General features: G+C 63.9%; 13 protein-coding genes and 4 pseudogenes. 4 read left to right on the forward strand and 13 right to left on the reverse strand.

The genetic code is table 11. The features are described 5' to 3' along the window. Positions 1-117: 117 nt before the first annotated feature. From CFI00_RS17385 to CFI00_RS17440, 12 genes are all read right to left on the reverse strand, one after another. On the reverse strand, positions 118-948 hold the full coding sequence (locus CFI00_RS17385; protein ID WP_207082295.1) for a CoA-transferase: 831 nt from the start codon (positions 946-948) through the stop codon (positions 118-120). Continuing rightward, positions 945-2,054 carry a CaiB/BaiF CoA-transferase family protein gene (locus tag CFI00_RS17390; protein WP_277988318.1) on the reverse strand — a complete coding sequence of 370 codons (1,110 nt, stop codon included), beginning with the start codon at positions 2,052-2,054 and terminating at the stop codon, positions 945-947. The genes CFI00_RS17385 and CFI00_RS17390 overlap by 4 nt, the downstream gene beginning before the upstream one ends. Next, positions 2,051-3,028, reverse strand: a complete 978-nt coding sequence (locus tag CFI00_RS17395; RefSeq protein WP_207082297.1) for a branched-chain amino acid ABC transporter permease — start codon at positions 3,026-3,028, stop codon at positions 2,051-2,053. The genes CFI00_RS17390 and CFI00_RS17395 overlap by 4 nt, the downstream gene beginning before the upstream one ends. Before the next feature lie 14 nt (positions 3,029-3,042). Further along, positions 3,043-3,906: a branched-chain amino acid ABC transporter permease gene (locus tag CFI00_RS17400; protein ID WP_207082298.1), complete on the reverse strand. Its 864-nt coding sequence runs from the start codon at positions 3,904-3,906 to the stop codon at positions 3,043-3,045. A 9-nt stretch (positions 3,907-3,915) separates the two neighbouring features. Further along, complete coding sequence (locus tag CFI00_RS17405) at positions 3,916-4,626, reverse strand: ABC transporter ATP-binding protein (protein ID WP_207082299.1); 711 nt, start codon at positions 4,624-4,626, stop codon at positions 3,916-3,918. A 21-nt stretch (positions 4,627-4,647) separates the two neighbouring features. Further along, positions 4,648-5,391: an ATP-binding cassette domain-containing protein gene (locus CFI00_RS17410; RefSeq protein WP_347401885.1), complete on the reverse strand. Its 744-nt coding sequence runs from the start codon at positions 5,389-5,391 to the stop codon at positions 4,648-4,650. Further along, positions 5,388-6,542, reverse strand: a complete 1,155-nt coding sequence (locus CFI00_RS17415) for an acyl-CoA dehydrogenase family protein (protein ID WP_207082301.1) — start codon at positions 6,540-6,542, stop codon at positions 5,388-5,390. The genes CFI00_RS17410 and CFI00_RS17415 overlap by 4 nt, the downstream gene beginning before the upstream one ends. A gap of 53 nt (positions 6,543-6,595) precedes the next feature. Beyond that, positions 6,596-7,240: a cyclase family protein gene (locus CFI00_RS17420; protein ID WP_207082302.1), complete on the reverse strand. Its 645-nt coding sequence runs from the start codon at positions 7,238-7,240 to the stop codon at positions 6,596-6,598. 284 nt (positions 7,241-7,524) lie between these two features. Then, positions 7,525-7,824, reverse strand: coding sequence for an OB-fold domain-containing protein (locus tag CFI00_RS17425; RefSeq protein WP_242532900.1), 300 nt, complete (start codon positions 7,822-7,824; stop codon positions 7,525-7,527). A gap of 123 nt (positions 7,825-7,947) precedes the next feature. Next, entirely contained in the window at positions 7,948-9,096 is a 1,149-nt protein-coding gene (locus CFI00_RS17430) for a thiolase (RefSeq protein WP_207082304.1), read from the reverse strand. 48 nt (positions 9,097-9,144) lie between these two features. Beyond that, positions 9,145-10,317 (reverse strand): acyl-CoA dehydrogenase family protein, encoded by a 1,173-nt coding sequence (locus tag CFI00_RS17435; protein ID WP_207082305.1) that lies wholly within the window; start codon positions 10,315-10,317, stop codon positions 9,145-9,147. A gap of 55 nt (positions 10,318-10,372) precedes the next feature. Next, on the reverse strand, positions 10,373-11,677 hold the full coding sequence (locus tag CFI00_RS17440; RefSeq protein ID WP_277988381.1) for an ABC transporter substrate-binding protein: 1,305 nt from the start codon (positions 11,675-11,677) through the stop codon (positions 10,373-10,375). A gap of 349 nt (positions 11,678-12,026) precedes the next feature. Here CFI00_RS17440 and CFI00_RS17445 point away from each other — a divergent pair, with 349 nt between their 5' ends. After that, complete coding sequence (locus CFI00_RS17445) at positions 12,027-14,000, forward strand: NAD(P)/FAD-dependent oxidoreductase (protein ID WP_242532901.1); 1,974 nt, start codon at positions 12,027-12,029, stop codon at positions 13,998-14,000. A gap of 255 nt (positions 14,001-14,255) precedes the next feature. Beyond that, positions 14,256-14,492: pseudogene (locus CFI00_RS17450) on the forward strand (tyrosine-type recombinase/integrase); the annotation flags it as partial. A 409-nt stretch (positions 14,493-14,901) separates the two neighbouring features. Here the strand turns inward: CFI00_RS17450 and CFI00_RS17455 are convergent. After that, positions 14,902-15,887, reverse strand: a pseudogene (locus CFI00_RS17455) (IS1380 family transposase); the annotation flags it as partial. Positions 15,888-16,052: 165 nt separating this feature from the next. On the opposite strand from CFI00_RS17455, the pseudogene CFI00_RS17460 reads away from it, so the two are divergent. Together CFI00_RS17460 and CFI00_RS17465 are read left to right on the forward strand one after the other, a co-directional pair. Beyond that, a pseudogene (locus CFI00_RS17460) lies at positions 16,053-16,634 on the forward strand (transposase); the annotation flags it as partial. A 177-nt stretch (positions 16,635-16,811) separates the two neighbouring features. After that, positions 16,812-17,597 (forward strand): annotated as a pseudogene (locus CFI00_RS17465) (IS3 family transposase); the annotation flags it as partial. Positions 17,598-17,995: the final 398 nt, after the last annotated feature.

A 17,995-nucleotide genomic window follows, 5' to 3' on the forward strand; every position in this document is an offset into this window, starting at 1 on the left:
CACGGTCTTGGGTGACTTCTCGTGCGAGGCAGCAAACCATGAGTTCGGCAGTGGAATATTCTGTTGCGTCCGCGGGGGCGTCAGGTCCTTCGTCGGGCAGTGGGTCTCCGAGCAGCGTCACGGGCCAACTCCCCCTTCGGGCGTGTTGAAGCGCTTTCCGTACTCGGATTCGGAGGGCCCGGCCCAGTCGGCTAGCCAGTGGGTGGAAGGCGGCTTCCGCGCAAGGTCCAGATATCCGAGGAGCTCCGGGACGTCAGCGTCGTAGAGGGGGGGAAAGGCAGTGGGATGGGCTCCGTGCCGCGCGTGGACCACGTGGGAGACGCTCGAGCCTTCCAGGCTACGCGGAGACGACGGTTTAGAACCGATGCTCTCGGCCGAGATGATGACCCGCTCGGCCGCGTCGGCCAGTACCTCGTCCATCGACACCGAGTCCCCGAGCGTTGCACAGCCGAACGGATCACTGTCCGCGACGTGCAGCAGGGCCACATCAACGGTTATCGCCGGCCAAGCCACCAGGGTCGCTCCAGTATAGGGGCAGGTTACGCGACGAACGTCCGTGCGGACTTCCAGCACGTCGGACGCAGTGCTCGGTCGCGCGGGCAGAAAGGGCAGACCGCCCGCGCCCGCCCGCAGCCCTGAAGCCAGCGAAGCGATGGTCTCGACGACGATAGTCAAATTGCCGGTCGGTTGGTAGTGAGGTGCGAGTCCTAAGTACTCGAAGCCTACGTACGGCGCCCGAACAATCGATGCCGCGCCAGCCGCGAGCAGCGCGTCCACGTCGATGCCGCCCGTATAGGTAACGAGAGTCAGACCCTTGCGGCCCTGCCGAATTACCTCCCGCACCAGCGACATGGGCCGTCGACTCATCGGGCCACCGCCAATGCCGATTGCGGCGCCATCCGGTATAGAAGCGACTGCCTCTTCCAGCGAGCACACCTTGGAAGTCATCGGCCGTTCCCCTGGCTCTGATCATCGAGTGCCGCGCTCGCCGCGCCCGAACGACGTGCGGCCAACCACTGGAGGACGCCGTCTGTGTCCTGCCCGAGCGCAGGCGCCGGTGAGAGCTCTGCACCGGGAGACCTGCTCCCGGTCGAGAACAATGTCGCTGGGATTTCGTCCAGTGACGGCAGGGAGCGAACTTGGGCTATCGGTAGTCGCTTCGAGCGTCCGATCTCGAGCCACCTGGACAGGTCCTGTGCGGCGACTATTCGGGCAAGCAACCGATTCACGTCTGCCACGGCCCCGTCCCTTTTCTCCGGATTCCGATAGGCGACCAGATTCCGATCAGCGATGGCATCGACGAGCCGGAACCAATAGTGCGGCTCGATGCACGCGATGGCGACCTGTCGGTCATCGCGCGTGCGGAAGGTGCCGTACGCGGCGCGCTCTTGGAGGGCACGCGCCCCCCGGGGTCCTCCGGCCAGCTCGCCTATTCCAAGAGCATTTGCTTCAGCGGCATATCTTCCCAGCCAGGAAGCCCCCACGTCCTGCATGCCCACTACGACGTGTGAGCCCTCTCCCGTGGTCACTGCCCTTAGAGCCGCCCCGACGCAGGCAACCACGGTAACGGTCGCCGCCGCGAGGTCCAGAGTCGCCAGCCGCGGTGCCGTACCGGCGTCGGAGTGGTGAAACGAGAGCAGGCCACTTTCCGCTTGGACCGTCAGGTCATGTCCCGGCTTGTGGGGGTGACGAGAGTCTGCCCGCAGCGACACGAGTGAGCAGCGGGGGTTGGCCCGCCGGATCGCCGCGTACGTGACCCCGAGGCGGTTGGCAGCTTCCTCACGAAAATTCTCCACCACCACGTCGCCGACTGATACGAGGTCGTGTAGCGCAGTCCGCCCCTTCTCGGCCTTAAGGTCCAGGACGACACTCTCCTTCCCCCGGTTCAGCCACTCGTGGCTTCCAGGGATGAGCTGTCGCACAGGATCTCCACCGGGCCGCTCTACCTTGATGACACGGGCTCCGAGCTCGGCCAGGAGCAGCGTGCTGTAGCACCCGGGCGTGAGCTGCCCGAGGTCCACAACAATGACTCCTTCCAGCGGATGCCAACTCATGCTCGCCGACCAGACCGTAGACGAGAGCCCAGGCCGGCCAGGCCACCCGGCAATAGAAGGATCACAGCCACGACCGCCAGACCGAAGATCACGAACGCCAGACCGGGCAGTTCGGCGAACTCCGCGCGGAGCACCTCCACCACCGGCACCGCGACAAGGGGACCAATGAGCGGACCGTAACGCGTCCCCGCGCCGCCGATCACAGTGTAGAGAACGATCTGGATAACCAGAGTGACCCCGGCGAACGTCAACGGGTCGACGTACCCAATGAAGAGGCCGTAGAACGCGCCCGCAATGGCCGTGAAGCCAGCGCTCAGGGCGCCGGCTGCGAGCCGAACGCGCAGGGGTGCAACGCCGATTCCGCTCGCGGCGACCTCATTCGATGCGACTGCTCGAAACTCCAGACCCAATCGACGCGGCCAGACGTACAGGACGACGAGAAGGGTGACCACGTTCAAGCCCAGCAGGACGAAGAAGAAGCCGCGGGTGTCCAGGTCGAGCGGAGAACTTAGCCACACAATCCCAGCATGCCCGCCCAAAGCTTCCGTTCCCTGGACCGCGAGAAGCCCGACTTCGCCGACGGCGAGCGTTAGGAGAGCGAAGGACAGGTGTTTCAGGCCGAACCGCTCCCCCAGCGCATCGAGGAGTGAGGAAAATGCGACGGCCATTACGACAGCGACGGCGACAGCAGCGAAGAATGGCCACCCGTGTTCTCCGCTGAGGATGACGGTGGAGTAAGCACCACAACCTATGTACAGGCCGTGCGCAAAGCTGAACTGCCCGGCTAGGCCACCCTGGATGTGCCATGCCTGACACAGTGCGCCGAACACGAGTGCCGTCACTGCAATACCAAGTTGGTATTCCGGCAGCAGAAGTCCGAGGGCCGTGGCGGCCGAGAGGATCCCCACCCAGGCGGCGACCCTGGTCCAGGGGCGCGACCGCGGCCGGGTTCTCTCGACCCTGACCTCGGCCACGGATTCGGTTTGTATCATCGATTGCTCACCAGCCCGCCGGGTTTGATCATGAGAACGACACCAAAGACGATGAACGGCAGCATGGCTGCGACAGTCGAGCCGAAGAAGGCCGCCCCCAGGGATTCCGCGACGCCCACGACCAACGCGGCCACGAACGTCCCCTCGAAGCTGCCCAAGCCACCCAGCACCACGATAATCAGCGCGATCAGCGTGTAGTGCAGGCCGGCGCTCGTCGAGAGAACGGCCGTGGGCGACAGGAGCACCCCCGCCACCGCCACCGCCGCCAGAGACAGACCCATTGCGGGCGCCCTCACCCGCTCGATCGATATACCGCACAGAGCGGCTGCTTTGCCGTTCTCGTGCACGGCGCGGATTGAGCGTCCGAAGTTGGTTCTGTGCAGCATCCAGAAGAAGAGGATGGTCAGGATCATGGAGCTGACGGCGGCGATGAGCACTGCTACGCGGAGGGACACCGGACCAAGGGAGATGACGTCCGCCCGGACGGAGCTGGAGACTCGCTGCCGGTCAGCCCCGAACGTCATCAACAGCGCACTGTCAATGACGAACAGCAACCCCAATGTGAGTTGAGCCGCGAGAAGAACGTTCCGCCCGATGAGCGGTCGGAGGAGTGTGATGTAGAGGATGTATCCGAGGGCGAAGAACGCTGGCAGAACGATAAGGGCTGCCCAGTACGGTTCCCCAATGTCGAAGGACCTCTGCAACTGCAGGATCGCGTAAAGGGAAAGCACAAGGAAGCTGCCGTGCCCAAAGTTGATCAAGCCGGTCACGCTGTAGAGGAGGTTGAATCCTAGGCCGATGATGCTGTACGTAGCGCCGAGGAGAAGGCCGTGGAAGAGTGCCTGAAGAAAGAGTTCCATACCGAGCCACTAACTCCCGAAGTAAGCTTGACTGAGGTTTCCCTCATCGCGCAGTTCCTGCGCGGTTCCGGACATGACTACGCGACCCTGATCGAGGACGTAGCCGCGGTCTGCTAGGCCGAGCCCGGCGGTGACGTTCTGCTCGATCATCAGCACGGTCAAGCCTTGCCGTCGCAACACGGCCAAGGTCTCGATGATTCGTTCCACGATGAGCGGTGCAAGCCCGAGCGAGGGCTCATCGAGGATCAGCAACTGCGGGGACGCCATCAGGGACCGACCGATGCTCAGCATCTGCTGTTCGCCACCGGACAATGATCCGGCCTGCTGCCGGCGTCTGTCTTCGAGTTGTGGGAAAAGAGAGAATACGCGCTCGAGGTTTTCGTTCCGGTTCTGGCGGGAACGCCTGTGGGAGCTGCCTACGAGGAGGTTCTCGAGCACAGACATGTTCGGGAACAATAGCCGCCCCTCGGGCACCTGGACGACCCCTTGGCCCACGATCGCCGGAGCGGACAGACCCGACAGCGACACGCCATTCCAACTGACGGTCCCCTCAGTTCGCGGGCCGACACCGCTGATGGCGTCGACGAGGGTGGACTTTCCTGCGTTGTTGGCGCCGAGAACGACCACAATTTCTTGAGGCGCGACGGTGAGGCAGACGTCGTGAAGGACGGGAATGTCGCCATACCACGCATTCATGCCCCTTACTTCCAGCATGGACATCTCCCGACGGACTCAAAGGAGTTATGCATCGTGTTTGTACTCCAGTCCTAGATACGATTCACGGACGGCCGGATCCCGGACGATCTCTTCAGGGGTTCCGTCGGCGAGGACCTTCCCGAAGTTGAGCACGATGACTCGATCGACGATCTGCCACAACAGGGGAAGCACGTGCTCGACGATTAACACTGTGGTGCCGCTACGGTGCAGCTCGTTGATAAGGCCGATGGGTCCTACTGCCTGCTCACGGTTCAGTCCGGCGAGGGGTTCGTCCATGACCAGCATGCTCGGACGAGCAGCGATGCACTTGGCGAGTTCCAGGTGCCGCCTGTCAGGCAGGGACAACTCGGCCGGGTAGACGTCAAGACTTGGCCCGAGCCCCATCCGGTTGACGATCTCCGACAATGTCCCAGTATCCCCCTCGTCGCGGACACGGCGGGCCGCAAGCGCCAGCGTCAGGGTCTCACGCACGGTGAGCGAGTCGAACAGGGCGGAGTCCTGGCCCGCCCGGACGAGGCCAGCCCGAGCCCGGCGCCAGGCGGGCCGTCGAGTCACCTCCTGTCCCTCGAGTATCACGCTGCCGGCATCCGGCCGCTGGTATCCACTGATCAGGCTGAGTAGGGTCGACTTTCCCGCCCCATTCGGTCCGATAACGCCGACGCTTTCGCCCGGTTCGATTGAGAAAGTCGTTTCGGACAACGCCTGGAGTCCGCCGAAGGCCTTTGAGATCCCACGGACCTCGAGTGCTGGAGCTGACACAGATATCACTCCGTCCGCAGCCCGAGTTTGCGCGCGATGATTCGCTTCTGAACCTCATAGCTCCCCACCGTGACCGGTGCAATAAAGGCGTCGATGGCCATGCGGGCAACAGGCAGCTCGTCCTTCACCAGCCCCCACCCGCCGCCGATGTGCAGCGCCATCTGGCTCACTTTCTCGGCGGTCTGCGTGGAAAGCAACTTGGCTGCGGACACATCGAGCATGAGATCCTTGATGGGAAGACCTTCGTCCCACATCCACGCCGCGCGGTACGTCAGCCAGCGGACCGCCTCAATCGCCACATGCGCATCGGCAAACTGGAAAGCAATGCTCTGGAAATCCCCGATACGCTTTCCAAACTGCTCTCTCGTGGTCGCATACTCCATGGCCCACGAGAAAGCGTGCTGCGAGTGTCCCAGCCAACGGGCAGCAACGAGGATGCGCTCCTTATTGAAGGTGGCCATGATCTCGCGGAAGCCAGCATCTAGGCGCCGACTCTCCGGCACCTCGACGTCCTGCAAGAACAGCTGGCTCGTCGGTGCCGGCCGGTTTGCCCACATGTCCATCTTCTTAACCCGGAATCCTGGTGCGTCCGTGTCCACGATAAAGAAGCGCATGCCATCTATACCTTCGGCCTCGTCCGTGCGCGCGAGGACCAACGACTGCTGCGCGTACTCGCCGAGAGTGATGAAGCACTTCTCTCCGGACAGAAGCCACGTGTCGGGGCCATTGCGACGGGCCGTTGTGCGCACGTTGCTGACGTCGCTGCCTGCCGTCGGCTCGGTAATGGCCATGGCCAGGATCTTTTCGCCTCTGAGTACGGGCGGGACGAACTCCTGCTGCTGCTCTTGGGAGGCGAAGTTCCACAGGATGCTCGGCGCCAGCGACCCCTGGAGGATGAGCCCGACCGCAAGATTGGGATTCACCTTCGCCATCTCTTCCGTGAAGATGACTTCCTCTGTAGCGCCCAGGCCCAAACCGCCAAGACTCGTAGGGGCAGCGATCCCCATGAGTCCCTGCTCGTAAGCGAGAGACAACAATTCCAGGGGGAACTCCGCCTTCTCGTCGGCCTCACGCCACCTGGGTTCGATCTCGCGACGTGCGAACTCCGCCGCGACCTTTCTCATTTCTTCTTGGTCGGGGTTGAGACTGAATGACAACATCGAATTGCCTCTCGACTTCCGCTAGCTAGTTCGGCTCTAGGCAGACCGTGGCCTTAGATGACCACGAGGGGATTGGTAGGGCTGCCCGTTCCACCTTTGATGGGCAAGGGTGCGGCCATGAAGAGGACCTCTCGTTCACCGCATGCCGCGACCTCCTCCAAGTCCGCCGCCTCGACGAAGTAGATGCCATGATCCCTGATGAGTTCCAGGTGGACCGGAGCAACTTTTCGCTCGATCGACGTGTCCCAAGGGACGGCTTCGATCGCCAGGTTGTCGGAGAGGATGACGGCGACGTCGTACCGGGCCAGGAAGCGGCCCCCACTGACGCTCAGTCCAGGCCACCCGTGCACGTCCGCGACGCCTTCCCGGAAATCCTTGAGAAAGCCGGTGCGGATCAGAACGGCGTCACCGGGCTGCAGCGTGAGTCCGTCGCGCTCCAGGGACTGAGCTAACATGTCATCTGTGATTTGGAAGCCGGGTTCCAGATGGTCGCGGCCGAGATCGCGAGGAATGTCGATGAAGATTCCCCGGGTGACGATACCCTTGACATTCTCGATCCCCAGGCGGCGAGCCCCCGAAGTGCTCCTGACCTCCGAACGAGAGAATCCGTTGTACATCTGGCCCTGATCCCAGATGTGCCCCAACGCGTCCATGTGCGTCCCGACCTGGGTCCCCGTAATGAGGAAGGAGTCGGCCATCTCAGCGCCCCCCTCGGCCTTCGCGCCAGCAAGGTATGCACCCCCGTCAACGCTCATGAGATGTATAGGTGGCTGACGGGGTGGGGCAAGGGGAAGACCTCGACGACCCAGCTCGAGCCCGAGGGCCAGCACGCGTCCCTGCTTCACCGCTGCCACGCCGCGACGAACCGCCGCAGCATCGATCAGATTGAGCGCTCCGCGCTGGTCGTCCGGCCCCCACCTGCCCCAGTTTCCAGGCCGCGTCTGTCCCTGCTGTCCGTCCCCACTCACGTGTCGGTCCTCTCTCATGCGTGCCTCCGAAATGCCAACAACGGCATGCCGCTGCCTTCCATCGGGTCTTGCACTTCGGCGTCCACGCGCGTATCCGGCAGCGGCCGGTCGGCCGCATCCGCCGGCAAGTAGTGGGCCATGACGGTGGGCCCCTCGTCCAGCCGGACGAGGACGACCCAGTACGGGGTCCTGGCCTTGAACTCGGCGGAAGGCGCTCGGTGGACCTCGGTCGATGACCAAACCGAGCCCCTTCCCGAGACCGGAACCCACGAGAGCTCCGTGCCGTGGCAACGCGGGCAGCAGATGCGAGGCATAAAGATGTGCGTTCCGCAGCGGCTGCAGCGCTGCACGCTCAGCTGACCCTCGCGCAACGACTGCCAGTAGGGTCCGGTGACCCCCTTGACCTCTTCCTGAACCGACGACCTACCCACGATTCCTCAACCTCCCAGCAACACAGTCGAGTGGCATGAGAACATCCCACCTAGGCCGTGGACCAAGGCCGTACTGGCGCCGGCCACCTGCCGCTCGTCACATTCGTGACGCAATTGCCTACACGCCTCCACGACGCCGAACATCGTTGACGGATAGCCGGAGTGCGCATAGGAGAGAAGACCTCCGTGGGTGTTCACCGGAAGGCTGCTACCGAGCGACATGCCACCGTCCCGCACGAAGTCCTTCGACTGTCCTTCCGGGCACAACCCGAGATGCTCGAGCAAGAGCATGGGGGTGATGGTGAAGCAGTCGTAGAGCATCGCGACGTCAACGTCCTGAGGGGACAGGCCGGCTGCGGCGAACGCCCTTGCCCCGGAGGCAGCGGCGCCCATGTCCTCTGGCCCAAGGCTGTGCACTTCGCTAATGTGATCGTGCCTGGCGTAACCGTCGCCATGGCCGAGGATCGTGACTCCCTTGGCCCCCGCGTCCCCCGACACGATGACGGCGGCCCCTCCGTCCGAGATCAGGGAGCAGTCGAAGAGATGGAACGGACTCGAGATCATCTTGGACGAGAGCACCTCGTCCACGGTCAGCGGTGCGCGTTGGTGAGCCTTCGCAGTCAGCCCGGCATGACGACGCTGAACGACCGCTACGGTGGCCAGGTCCTCCGACGTGGTCCCGTGCTCGTGCATGTGGCGCGTGGCCAGCAGCGCGAAACAGGACGGGTTCGACGGGCCGAAAGGCGCCTCGAAGAAGTCGTGTCTGAAACCTGCCATCTCCTGGACCGCCCGGTTGCGGGTCAGGCCCGACAACTGCGCCTCACCAGTCACAATAGCGACGTTCTTGCATCGGCCCTGCTTCACCAGATCGGAAGCGAGCCCGATCGCCGCCGTACTCGAGGAACCACCCAGATGGATGGATTGACAGAACGACAGCTGGGAGAGAATTCCCAAATGTTCGGCAAGAGCCACCGCGTGTCGCGGGAACGTATCGATCATAGACCCACAGGTGATCAAACCGTCTACCTCAGCGAAGTCCATGGCCGCGTCCGCCAAGGCCGCGAGGAACGCGTCGAAGTGAAGCTCGAATGACGTCTTGTCGTGCGCCACCCCTACCGCGGATTCACCAATCGCACGGATATACGTCCTCACCATGAGAGCACCCTTCTGCGGCGGTTACCGGCGCGCCGGCCATTGGATTTGTCAGTAAGCACGGGGAAGTCCCAGGACTCGCTGGGCCAGGAAGTTCTTGATCATCTCCTGGCTGACGGGGGCGAGTTGCACGAGTCGAACCTCGCGCCACAGTCGCTCGATATGGAAATCCTTCATGTACCCCGCGCCGCCGTGCACCTGGAGCGCAGAATCGCAAGCCTGGAACGCTGCACGAGCAGCCGTCAATAGCGCGAGGTTGGCGGTCACTGCCGTGTTGGGGGCACCAGCCTCGTACGCCTCGGCTGCTTCGCGCGTGAGCCCCCGGGCCGCCTCGATCGCCCCGTACGCTTCCGCGAGGGGAAACTGAATACCCTGGTTCTGCCCGATTGGACGCCCGAAGACGACGCGTTCACCGGCGTACTTGACGGCAGCATCGATCGCGGCCATGCCAGTTCCCAGGGCCTCGGCGGAGAGGACGATCCGCTCAGCGTTAAGTCCCGCTGTCAGCGCCGTGAAGCCATCGCTCTCGTCGCCGATCCGGTCTGACGCGTCGACCTCGAGGCCGTCGATAAACATAGTGTTTGTGTCGATGGCGCCAGTTCCCAGCTTGTCCATCGGGTGGATAGAGATGGCGCTCCGATTGTTCTCCGCGAACAGAAGGGTCATACCATCAGTCGGCTTCGACACCGCCTCACGCGCCATCGTGCGCGTCAGCAGAACGATGCGGTCTGCCCGCTGTGCCTTGCTGATGTAAACCTTCTGCCCATTAACGGTGTAGCGCTCCCCCGTTAGGACCGCCCGAGTGGTGATGCGGCTGGTGTCGATGCCCGCGTCAGGCTCAGTCACAGCGAATGCGACATGGAGGTCTCCGGTCGCAACCAGCGGTAGGTACTTTTCCCTCTGTGCCTCAGTGCCAAATCTCAGGAGCGGCTGGATGGGAAAGAGCGCCTGATTCACCGTGATGCCACCGGTCATACCGGCACCGGAACGTGTGATCGTTTCGAGCACGTCCACCATTCGCGGGAGACCTAGTTCGGTACCTCCGTACTTCGTTGGCAGGAGCGCACCGAGCCAACCTGCTTCACCGGCCGCCCGGAAGAACTCCTCGGGATAGCGAGAGTTCTGGTCGCACTCGCGCCAATAGTCCAGCGAGAAGTCTTTGCACACTTCCCGAGTGGCCTCGACCAACTCCTTGTCGACGGCTCGATGCGACCATTCGACCATTTGTAGTCATCTCCTCATGTCCGCACGTTCTGGGTCCCCACCCGCATCCTGTTGACTAGTTCAGCTCGATGCCGCCCTCAAGCGTGGCCTGCGAGGTCGGATACACGACGGCGGTCGTTCCGTCGCTCTGCCAAACCTCGATGGGCGACACGATGTTATTCAGGGTTCCCGCGTCGCTGAACGACAGCCCTGACTCGGCGACCGTCGGCATGTACAGGTGCGGGTCACCCGCTGGGATCTCGAGGGAGCGCAGGGCTTCAGTGATGTCCTGCGGATCAGTTGAGCAGGCCTCGCTCAGTGCGGCCCACAGCGACCGGGCGATTTGGGCTCCCGCGACGAAGTTGGAATCCAGCGGCTTAGCGCCGGCCGCTTCGGCGTCCGACAGGAGCTGCTGCATGGGCTCGTATTCCGCGTTCACCGCGATGATGGCCAGGCCGAACACATCGGTATCAACGAGAGCCGGGGCGGCGATTTCTTCACCCATCTGGTCCCAGAGCTTGGGGTCGGTGTAACCGCCCGTTCCTCCGATGAATATCGGGGCGTTCGTACCCGTGTAACCAAGTGCGTGCCTCGCCTCTCCCATGCGCAGCCCGTCCTCCGTGTAAAGGAATGAGATGACGGCGTCCGGCGCCAATGCGCGGATCCGGAGGACGGTACTGGTGTAGTCCTCCTGCTCCGGTGGGATCCCGATGGATTCGATGACGTTGAAGCCGAGTTCTTCGGCCTTCGCCTCGAGGGCGTCCAGGATCCCCGAGCCAGCTTCCGTCGTGGTGGTGGTGAGGACCACGTCCTTGATGCCGGCCCCGACCTCGTCACGGAGGTAAGCGGCGAAGTCCATCATTCCCGAGGCATAGTTCGGGTAGGGGAGTCCATGCGTGAAACCGTTCTCGTACCCGAGGTTGCTGGCGAGGATGCCGAACAGTACCGGCAGTCCCTCACGCTGTGCCACAGGCAACACTGCCTGCCCCTCGGGGGTGATGGTTCCCGCGACCAGCGCACTGACGTCCTCCTGCGTGACCAGCCGGCGAGCCTCGTTGGCCGCCGTCGCTTGGTCGCTGGCAGTGTCGGCGAACACCAGCTCGATGGGCGCATCGTCGAGACACTCGACGCCGCCCTGTTCGTTGATTCGGTCGGTCTCGAACTCAAGACCGGCCACCAGGCCTTCCCCGTATGTGGCGGACGGCCCGCTCCGGGCAAGGGCCACCCCGACCTTCGCTGGCTCGCCAGCGCCGCCCGCATCACCGCTGTCGGCGCCGCAGGCCGTTATCGCCAACAGCGAGGCCGCAGCGCCGATCGCATACAGCCGTCTACCAGACAGGCGACGAACGTTGCCTCTAGGGGCGAGTGGGCTATTGGACATGCTTGCCTCCGGATGAGCTCTCGGGTCACGAATCACCGACCTCTCGGTGGACCCGACGGTAGGCGTAACGAAGATCACTTGTCAACTGACCGGTCAGGTGACTATTCTCGGATCGAGTCCAGGTCGGTATCTATAGCGGAATCGCAGCCTCCAGAGCCTGGGACGCGCCACTTCTGAATCTTCGGGAGGCCAAGGCACGGCCGACGGCAACGCGCGCCGCATGAAGCCGGGCGAGGTCGAACGCAGGTCCCGCTATGGCCGCGGCCCTGTGGAGCCGTGACCGTGACGCTGACGGTGCCGACCCCTGTTCTGAGCCATCTCAAGTGTTCTGGAGGAATAGCCCGTGCCCATGATCCCCGATCGCGGACGTCTCGCGCGCGACCGCGTCCAGCAGGCAGTTTCACAGGCGAATCTGCCTACCCTGCTCATGGTTCTTTACCAGCTGACCGCCGATGACCGATGGCTCCGTGACCCCTTTCGACCGACGCGCGGCAAGGGCATGAGCGACAACGACTCAGGAGGGTTCTCACAGTCGGACCAGGAGATGATCCGCGAACAAGCCGTCACGGCGATTGTGGCATGGTCTGAGGGACAGGAAGTTGCCCTACCGTCTCCGGACCAACAGACCCTCGTACAGATGCTGGGCTGCTGCATGGGAGAGAACGTGCCGCAGGAGTACGGGGAGATGATCGCGGAGGAGCCGGGGCTGAAAGGGCCACAGGCGCAGCCCAGGGATTCTACGGGGAGGATGCGGCCGGAGTTCTCTGCGATTATTGTTGGAGCTGGTGTCTCGGGTCTCATGGCGGGGCTCGAACTGAAGCGCGCTGGGATCACTTACACGATCCTCGAGAAGAATCCCGACGTCGGCGGCACCTGGTTCGAGAACCGATACCCCGGTTGCGGTGTCGACACCCCGAGCCACCTATACAGCTTCTCGTTCTTTCCACGGCGGTGGTCGAGCCACTACGGCAAACGGGACGAGCTCGCCGAGTACATGCGCGACATGGCGAGCACATTCCATCTCACATCGGACATCCGGTTCCAGACAGAAGTTCTATCAGCATGCTACGACGAGGCGGGGCAGTGTTGGACTGTTACCGCACGCGGGTACGACGGCGCTGTGGAGGAGCTCTCTACAAACATGTTGATCACGGCAGTCGGACAGCTGAACCGGCCAAAGGTGCCTTTAGTTCCAGGAATGGAGCGATTCTCCAAACCGCTGTTCCACTCGTCGCGCTGGCCGTCCGACCTGGATATCTCTGGCAAACGGGTGGGAGTCATAGGCACAGGTGCCAGCGCGATGCAGATCGTTCCGGCCATTGTGGATCAGGTGAGCCGGTTGACAGTCGTTCAGCGATCACCTCAGTGGGTGGCACCGAGCGAGAACTACTTCAAACCAGTGACAAGTGAGGTCAACTGGCTACTCGAGAATGTCCCGTTCTACCACGCGTGGTACCGGCTCCGCCTAGCTTGGATCAACAACGACCGCATCCACGCATCCCTCCAAATCGACCCGGACTGGCCGCACCCCGAGCGCGCAGTCAACGCCATAAACGATGGGCATCGCCGCTTTTTCACAGAGTATATTGTCTCCCAGCTTGGAGATCGCGAGGACCTGCTGGCCAAGGCTCTCCCCACCTATCCGCCGTTCGGGAAGCGCATGCTTCTCGACAACGGCTGGTTCGCCTCCCTGAAGAGGCCGCATGTGGACCTACTGACCGGCAGCGTCGAGGAGGTTACGGAGAACGGGTTCCGAACGACCGCGGGCACCGAGGTCGAGGTGGACATCGTCGTGTTCGCCACCGGCTTCCAGGCGCAGCGACTCCTTCACCCGCTGGATATCCGCGGCCGCAACGGGATAACCCTTCGGGATGTCTGGGGCGAGGACGACGCCAGTGCCTACCTCGGTTTGACCGTACCGGGTTTCCCGAACATGTTCGTGATGTACGGGCCCAACACCAACCTAGGTCACGGCGGGAGCTACATGTTCTTCGCTGAACGACAGGCCCGATACATCCGGGACCTAGCAGTCAAGATGGGTGAGCAGTCAATCGGCTCCGTCGAGTGCCGTAAGGACGTTCATGATGACTACAACAGACGTGTCGATGAGGCACATTCGAAGATGATCTGGAGCCATCGTGGCATGGACACGTGGTACCGCAATGAGAGAGGTCGCGTCGTTACCAACTCGCCATGGAGGATCGTCGACTACTGGAGAATGACACGGGATGCCGAACTCGACGACTTCGTGTGCGAGCCAGTCGTTGGAAAAGTCACGTCACGGTGCGGCCGCGAGCCTGGGCACGGGCCTGGCGTTGGTTGATCGCGCTTCGCGCACCACACCGAGACTGTCTCACCAACCGTGTTTCCGGGTTCTCTCGGGCGGGTGTCGGTTCCCGGCCAGCGGTCGGCGAAGGTGATCGCGAACGCGCGGTTGGGCGCCGGCTTCCACGCATGGTCCGTCGTGCCCTGCTCGTCCGGTGGGTTCCAGGGACCGGGTGACAGTTGAATTCAGGTGTGAAGTCATCCGTCCGGGCGCGCGACCCCAACTGGGCTCCCGGACTGCAGGTCACACCCCCACACGCTGCGGCGCTCCAGGGCCATGCACCTGATCCAGGCAGGCGTCCACTTGATCTACATCCGCGACCTGCTCGGCCACGCCGACGTGTCCACCACCGAGATCTACGCCCGTGCAGACGCCGAGACCAAACGCAAAGCGATCGAGAACCCCTACGAGCCACTCACCCCCGACGTCTTGCCCGACTGGACCCTGGACGCCTCCCTCATCAGCTGGCTCGACTCGTTGGGGCGTTGAACCCAGCCGGCGATGATGCGGACAAGACCACCGCCGGCACCGCCCCCGCCGAAACACCCTGGCAGGGCACATAACCCCGCCGTCCGCCTAATGTCGAAGGTCGTGGATGCGTGGCCGGCTGGCGGCGTCATGGCCGATCCCGGCGTTGTCACACAGGCGGCGGAAGGTCTCCTGTACGACCCGGTAGATGATCCGGGGGCCGCGGATCGACACGAAGAAGCTCGAGGTGGCCGGCTGCGGGCAGAGCTGATTGAAGCGCCCCAGCTAAGCCTCGATCCACCGATGAGCAGGGGCGGTGTGGGTCGGCATTGGTCACGGCGCTGGTAGCGAGTGCGGGCGTGGTTGTGCCCCGGCCTCGCTGCCGGGCCGTTCCATTTGTGTCCTGGGTTGTGCCGAGGTCGGCGGGTGGTCAGGTGGTCGCGATCGGCGGCGGACCATGGCCGTGAGCGAAGAATTGTAGCCAGGCGTCTTGCCAGGGCCACGCGGTCGGAGGTGCAGAGTGACTCGTCGTGCTGAGGACGCGATGCGGGCAGGGACCGCGATCAGCTTGCGGCGGGTCGTTGCGGTGGTCGCGCGTGCGAGGGCGGGTCCGGTGAGGGTGGCGGCGGCGCGGGTGAGGTTGAACGCGATCACGGCCAGCACGAGCCAGGCTGCGTTCGCGTTGACTTGCCGGACGGCAGGTGCGCCAGCGCAGAGCCCTTGAGGTCGGCGTGGACCAGCTCGATGATCGCGTGCCCGCGTGGGTCTTGTCCGCGACCACCGTGTCCCGCACCTCGCGCGCTGTGGTGGTGAAGAACGCGTGGAATCGCCAGGTGTCGAACAACGTCTCCTGCCCACCGTTGGCTTTGGGGTTGAGGTCCGGGATGCGGCAGACCACGAGCCGTCCGGTGACCTGCTCGGCCTTCTTCTTCGAGGTGAACGCGGTGAACGGAATCTCGGCGACCTCGGCGCGAGAGACCCAGGTCTTGGTGGACTCGTCGTAGACGGCGTCGGTGTACTCGATCGTGGTCCACGCATCGTCACCGATGGTGGCCATGGCCGTCTTGACCTTCGGATCCATGCGCACGGTGACAGAGACGTCGGCGCCACCACGCAGGACAGCGTTGACGACCTCGGCGCCGTAGAACTCTGAATCGGCACGCACCAGCGGCCGCTGGGTCGCAGACGTCGACAAGAGTTGCGGGCTGTCTTCAACGCGTCAGCGACCAGGCGTTTCGCGCCCCGCGGCGACCCGCACGATCCCTTCCGGAGTCGCTGGGCGACGATCACCGGCGCGGACTTGGTCGTGCTGACGACTGCGAGCAGGGCGTTGAGTCCGCGGACGCCGGAGTAGCCGTAGCCCGAGCCCTGCTTCGCGTAGCCGTGGACCTCGATGATGGTGTCGTCGATATCGATCATCACCCGCTCACCGACCTCGGCCGTGACAACCAGGGGGGTGTCAGATGGTCTGTGTAAGGGGTCGGTCTCAGCAAAGGAACGATGATGAGTGCTGTGACCGAAGGGACCGGGCGACCGGACTACAAGAAGGCGGCCGCCGAGCGGCGTGCTGATCGTGCGGAGATGCCAGGGTCGAAGGCTGCTGCCGAGCTCGCGGCGTCGGGGGCTCTGGATGGGCTGTTCGCGAAGATCGACTCCGGCGAGATCGAGCTGACTGGCGACGGCGGGTTCATCCCGGGGCTGATCAAGGCCACCCTCGAACGCGGGCTCCAGGCCGAGCTCACCTCGCACCTGGGTACGAGAAGGGCGCGCCGGAAGCGTCGGCTGTGTCGAACTCGAGGAACGGCACGACGCCGAAGGCCGGCACTCAGACCGGGGACGTCGATCTGGCGATCCCGCGCGACCGCAACGGGACGTTCACCCCCACGCTGGTCCCGAAGGGCAGCCGACGTCTTTCGGGGCTGGACGAGATGATCATCTCGCTCTACGTCGGCGGGATGACCGTGCGGGACATCGGCCATCACCTCGCCTCGACGATCGGGACCGAGCTGTCGCACGAGACGATCTCGAACATCACCGACGCGATCGCCGAGGAGATCCTGGAGTGGCAGGCCCGCCCCCCTCGAGGCGTTCTACCCGGTGGTCTACCTCGATGCGATCGTGGTCAAGGTCCGCGACGGCGCGCACGTGATCAACAAGGGAAGCGCCCCAGGTTCTCGGCCGTTCCTATACGGGGTGCGGCTCTCGGTTGAGAGCAGCGTAGTGGGCTTGCTCGTACTCGACGGGTGGGACGTTTCCCAGGGTCGAGTGGGGCCTAGCCCCGGTTCTTGGACGCGCTGAATCCAGCACCTGTTGCTGGGGAAGCGAGATGATCCGAGAATTATGGCCAGGAAGAACTACTCCGAGGAGTTCCGTCGTCAGGCCGTCGACTTGTACGAGTCCACGCCAGGAGCCACGCTCCGCGGCATCGCTGAGGACCTGGGCATCGTGCGTGGCACGTTGCGCCATTGGCTTGAGGCGCACGGGACCGGCAAGAAGACCGCTGGCGACGGGACGCTGACCACCAGTCCGCTGCAGTCCAAGACACCCAGCTCATCGACCTTGTCGGCTCCAGCGGACGAGACGCCTGAGCAGAAGGTCGCCCGGCTCGAGGCGCGGGTCCGTGAGCTTGAGGTCGAGACGACGAAGTTGACCACCGAGCGGGAGATCCTCCAGCGGGCGGCCAAGTATTTCGCCGGGGAGACGCGCTGGTGAGTCGCTTCCAGTTCGTCGCCGACAACTCCGCCACCTACTCGGTGAAGCGACTGTGCGAGCTCGTCGAGGTGACGCGCTCATCGTTCTACGCGTGGAAGGCAGGGGCACCAGCACGGGCCGAGCGGGCTGCTGCGGACGCCGAGCTCGTCGAGAGGATCAAGAAGGTGCACGACGAGGACAAGACCTGCGGGGCGCCGCGGATCACCGCCGAGCTCAACGACGGCGCACCCGAGAGCGAGCGCGTGAACCACAAGCGGGTCGCGCGGGGTGATGCGCACCGCCGGGATCGCCGGCTACGTCAAGAAGCGCAAGGTCCGCACAACCGTGCCCGAGCCCTCGGATCAGAAGGTGCCGGACCTGCTCAAGCGGGACTTCACCGCTGGTGCGCCGAACCGTCGCTACGTCGGTGACATGCAATGCCGACGTCGGCATTGGATGTCCTATGCCGACCTCCGGACTATGCCGACGGTCGTTGTGACGGGCTGTGGTGGTGGGGCATTCGGCGCGGGATGGTCGGCATAGTCAGAGGGCTGCGAGCCAGGCGAGGATGCCGGGCTCGGGGCGGTAGACCCCGGGCTTTACGTCTGGTGGTCGTGTTCGGTCGAGGGCTGCTTGCTCGATGGCCATGTCGGCGTGGAGGTATGCGTCGGTGCTGCGGGTGTCGGCGTGCCCGAGCCACAGCGCGATGACGGCGACGCAACCCCGGCGGCGAGCAGTTCATCGCTGCGGTGTGTCTCAGGGTGTGCATCGTGACGTGCTTGCCGGCGAGGCCGGGACAGGCGATCACTGCGGCCGCGACGTAGGTGGCAAGG

Source organism: Nocardioides sp. S5, from assembly GCF_017310035.1.
Taxonomy (GTDB): domain Bacteria; phylum Actinomycetota; class Actinomycetes; order Propionibacteriales; family Nocardioidaceae; genus Nocardioides.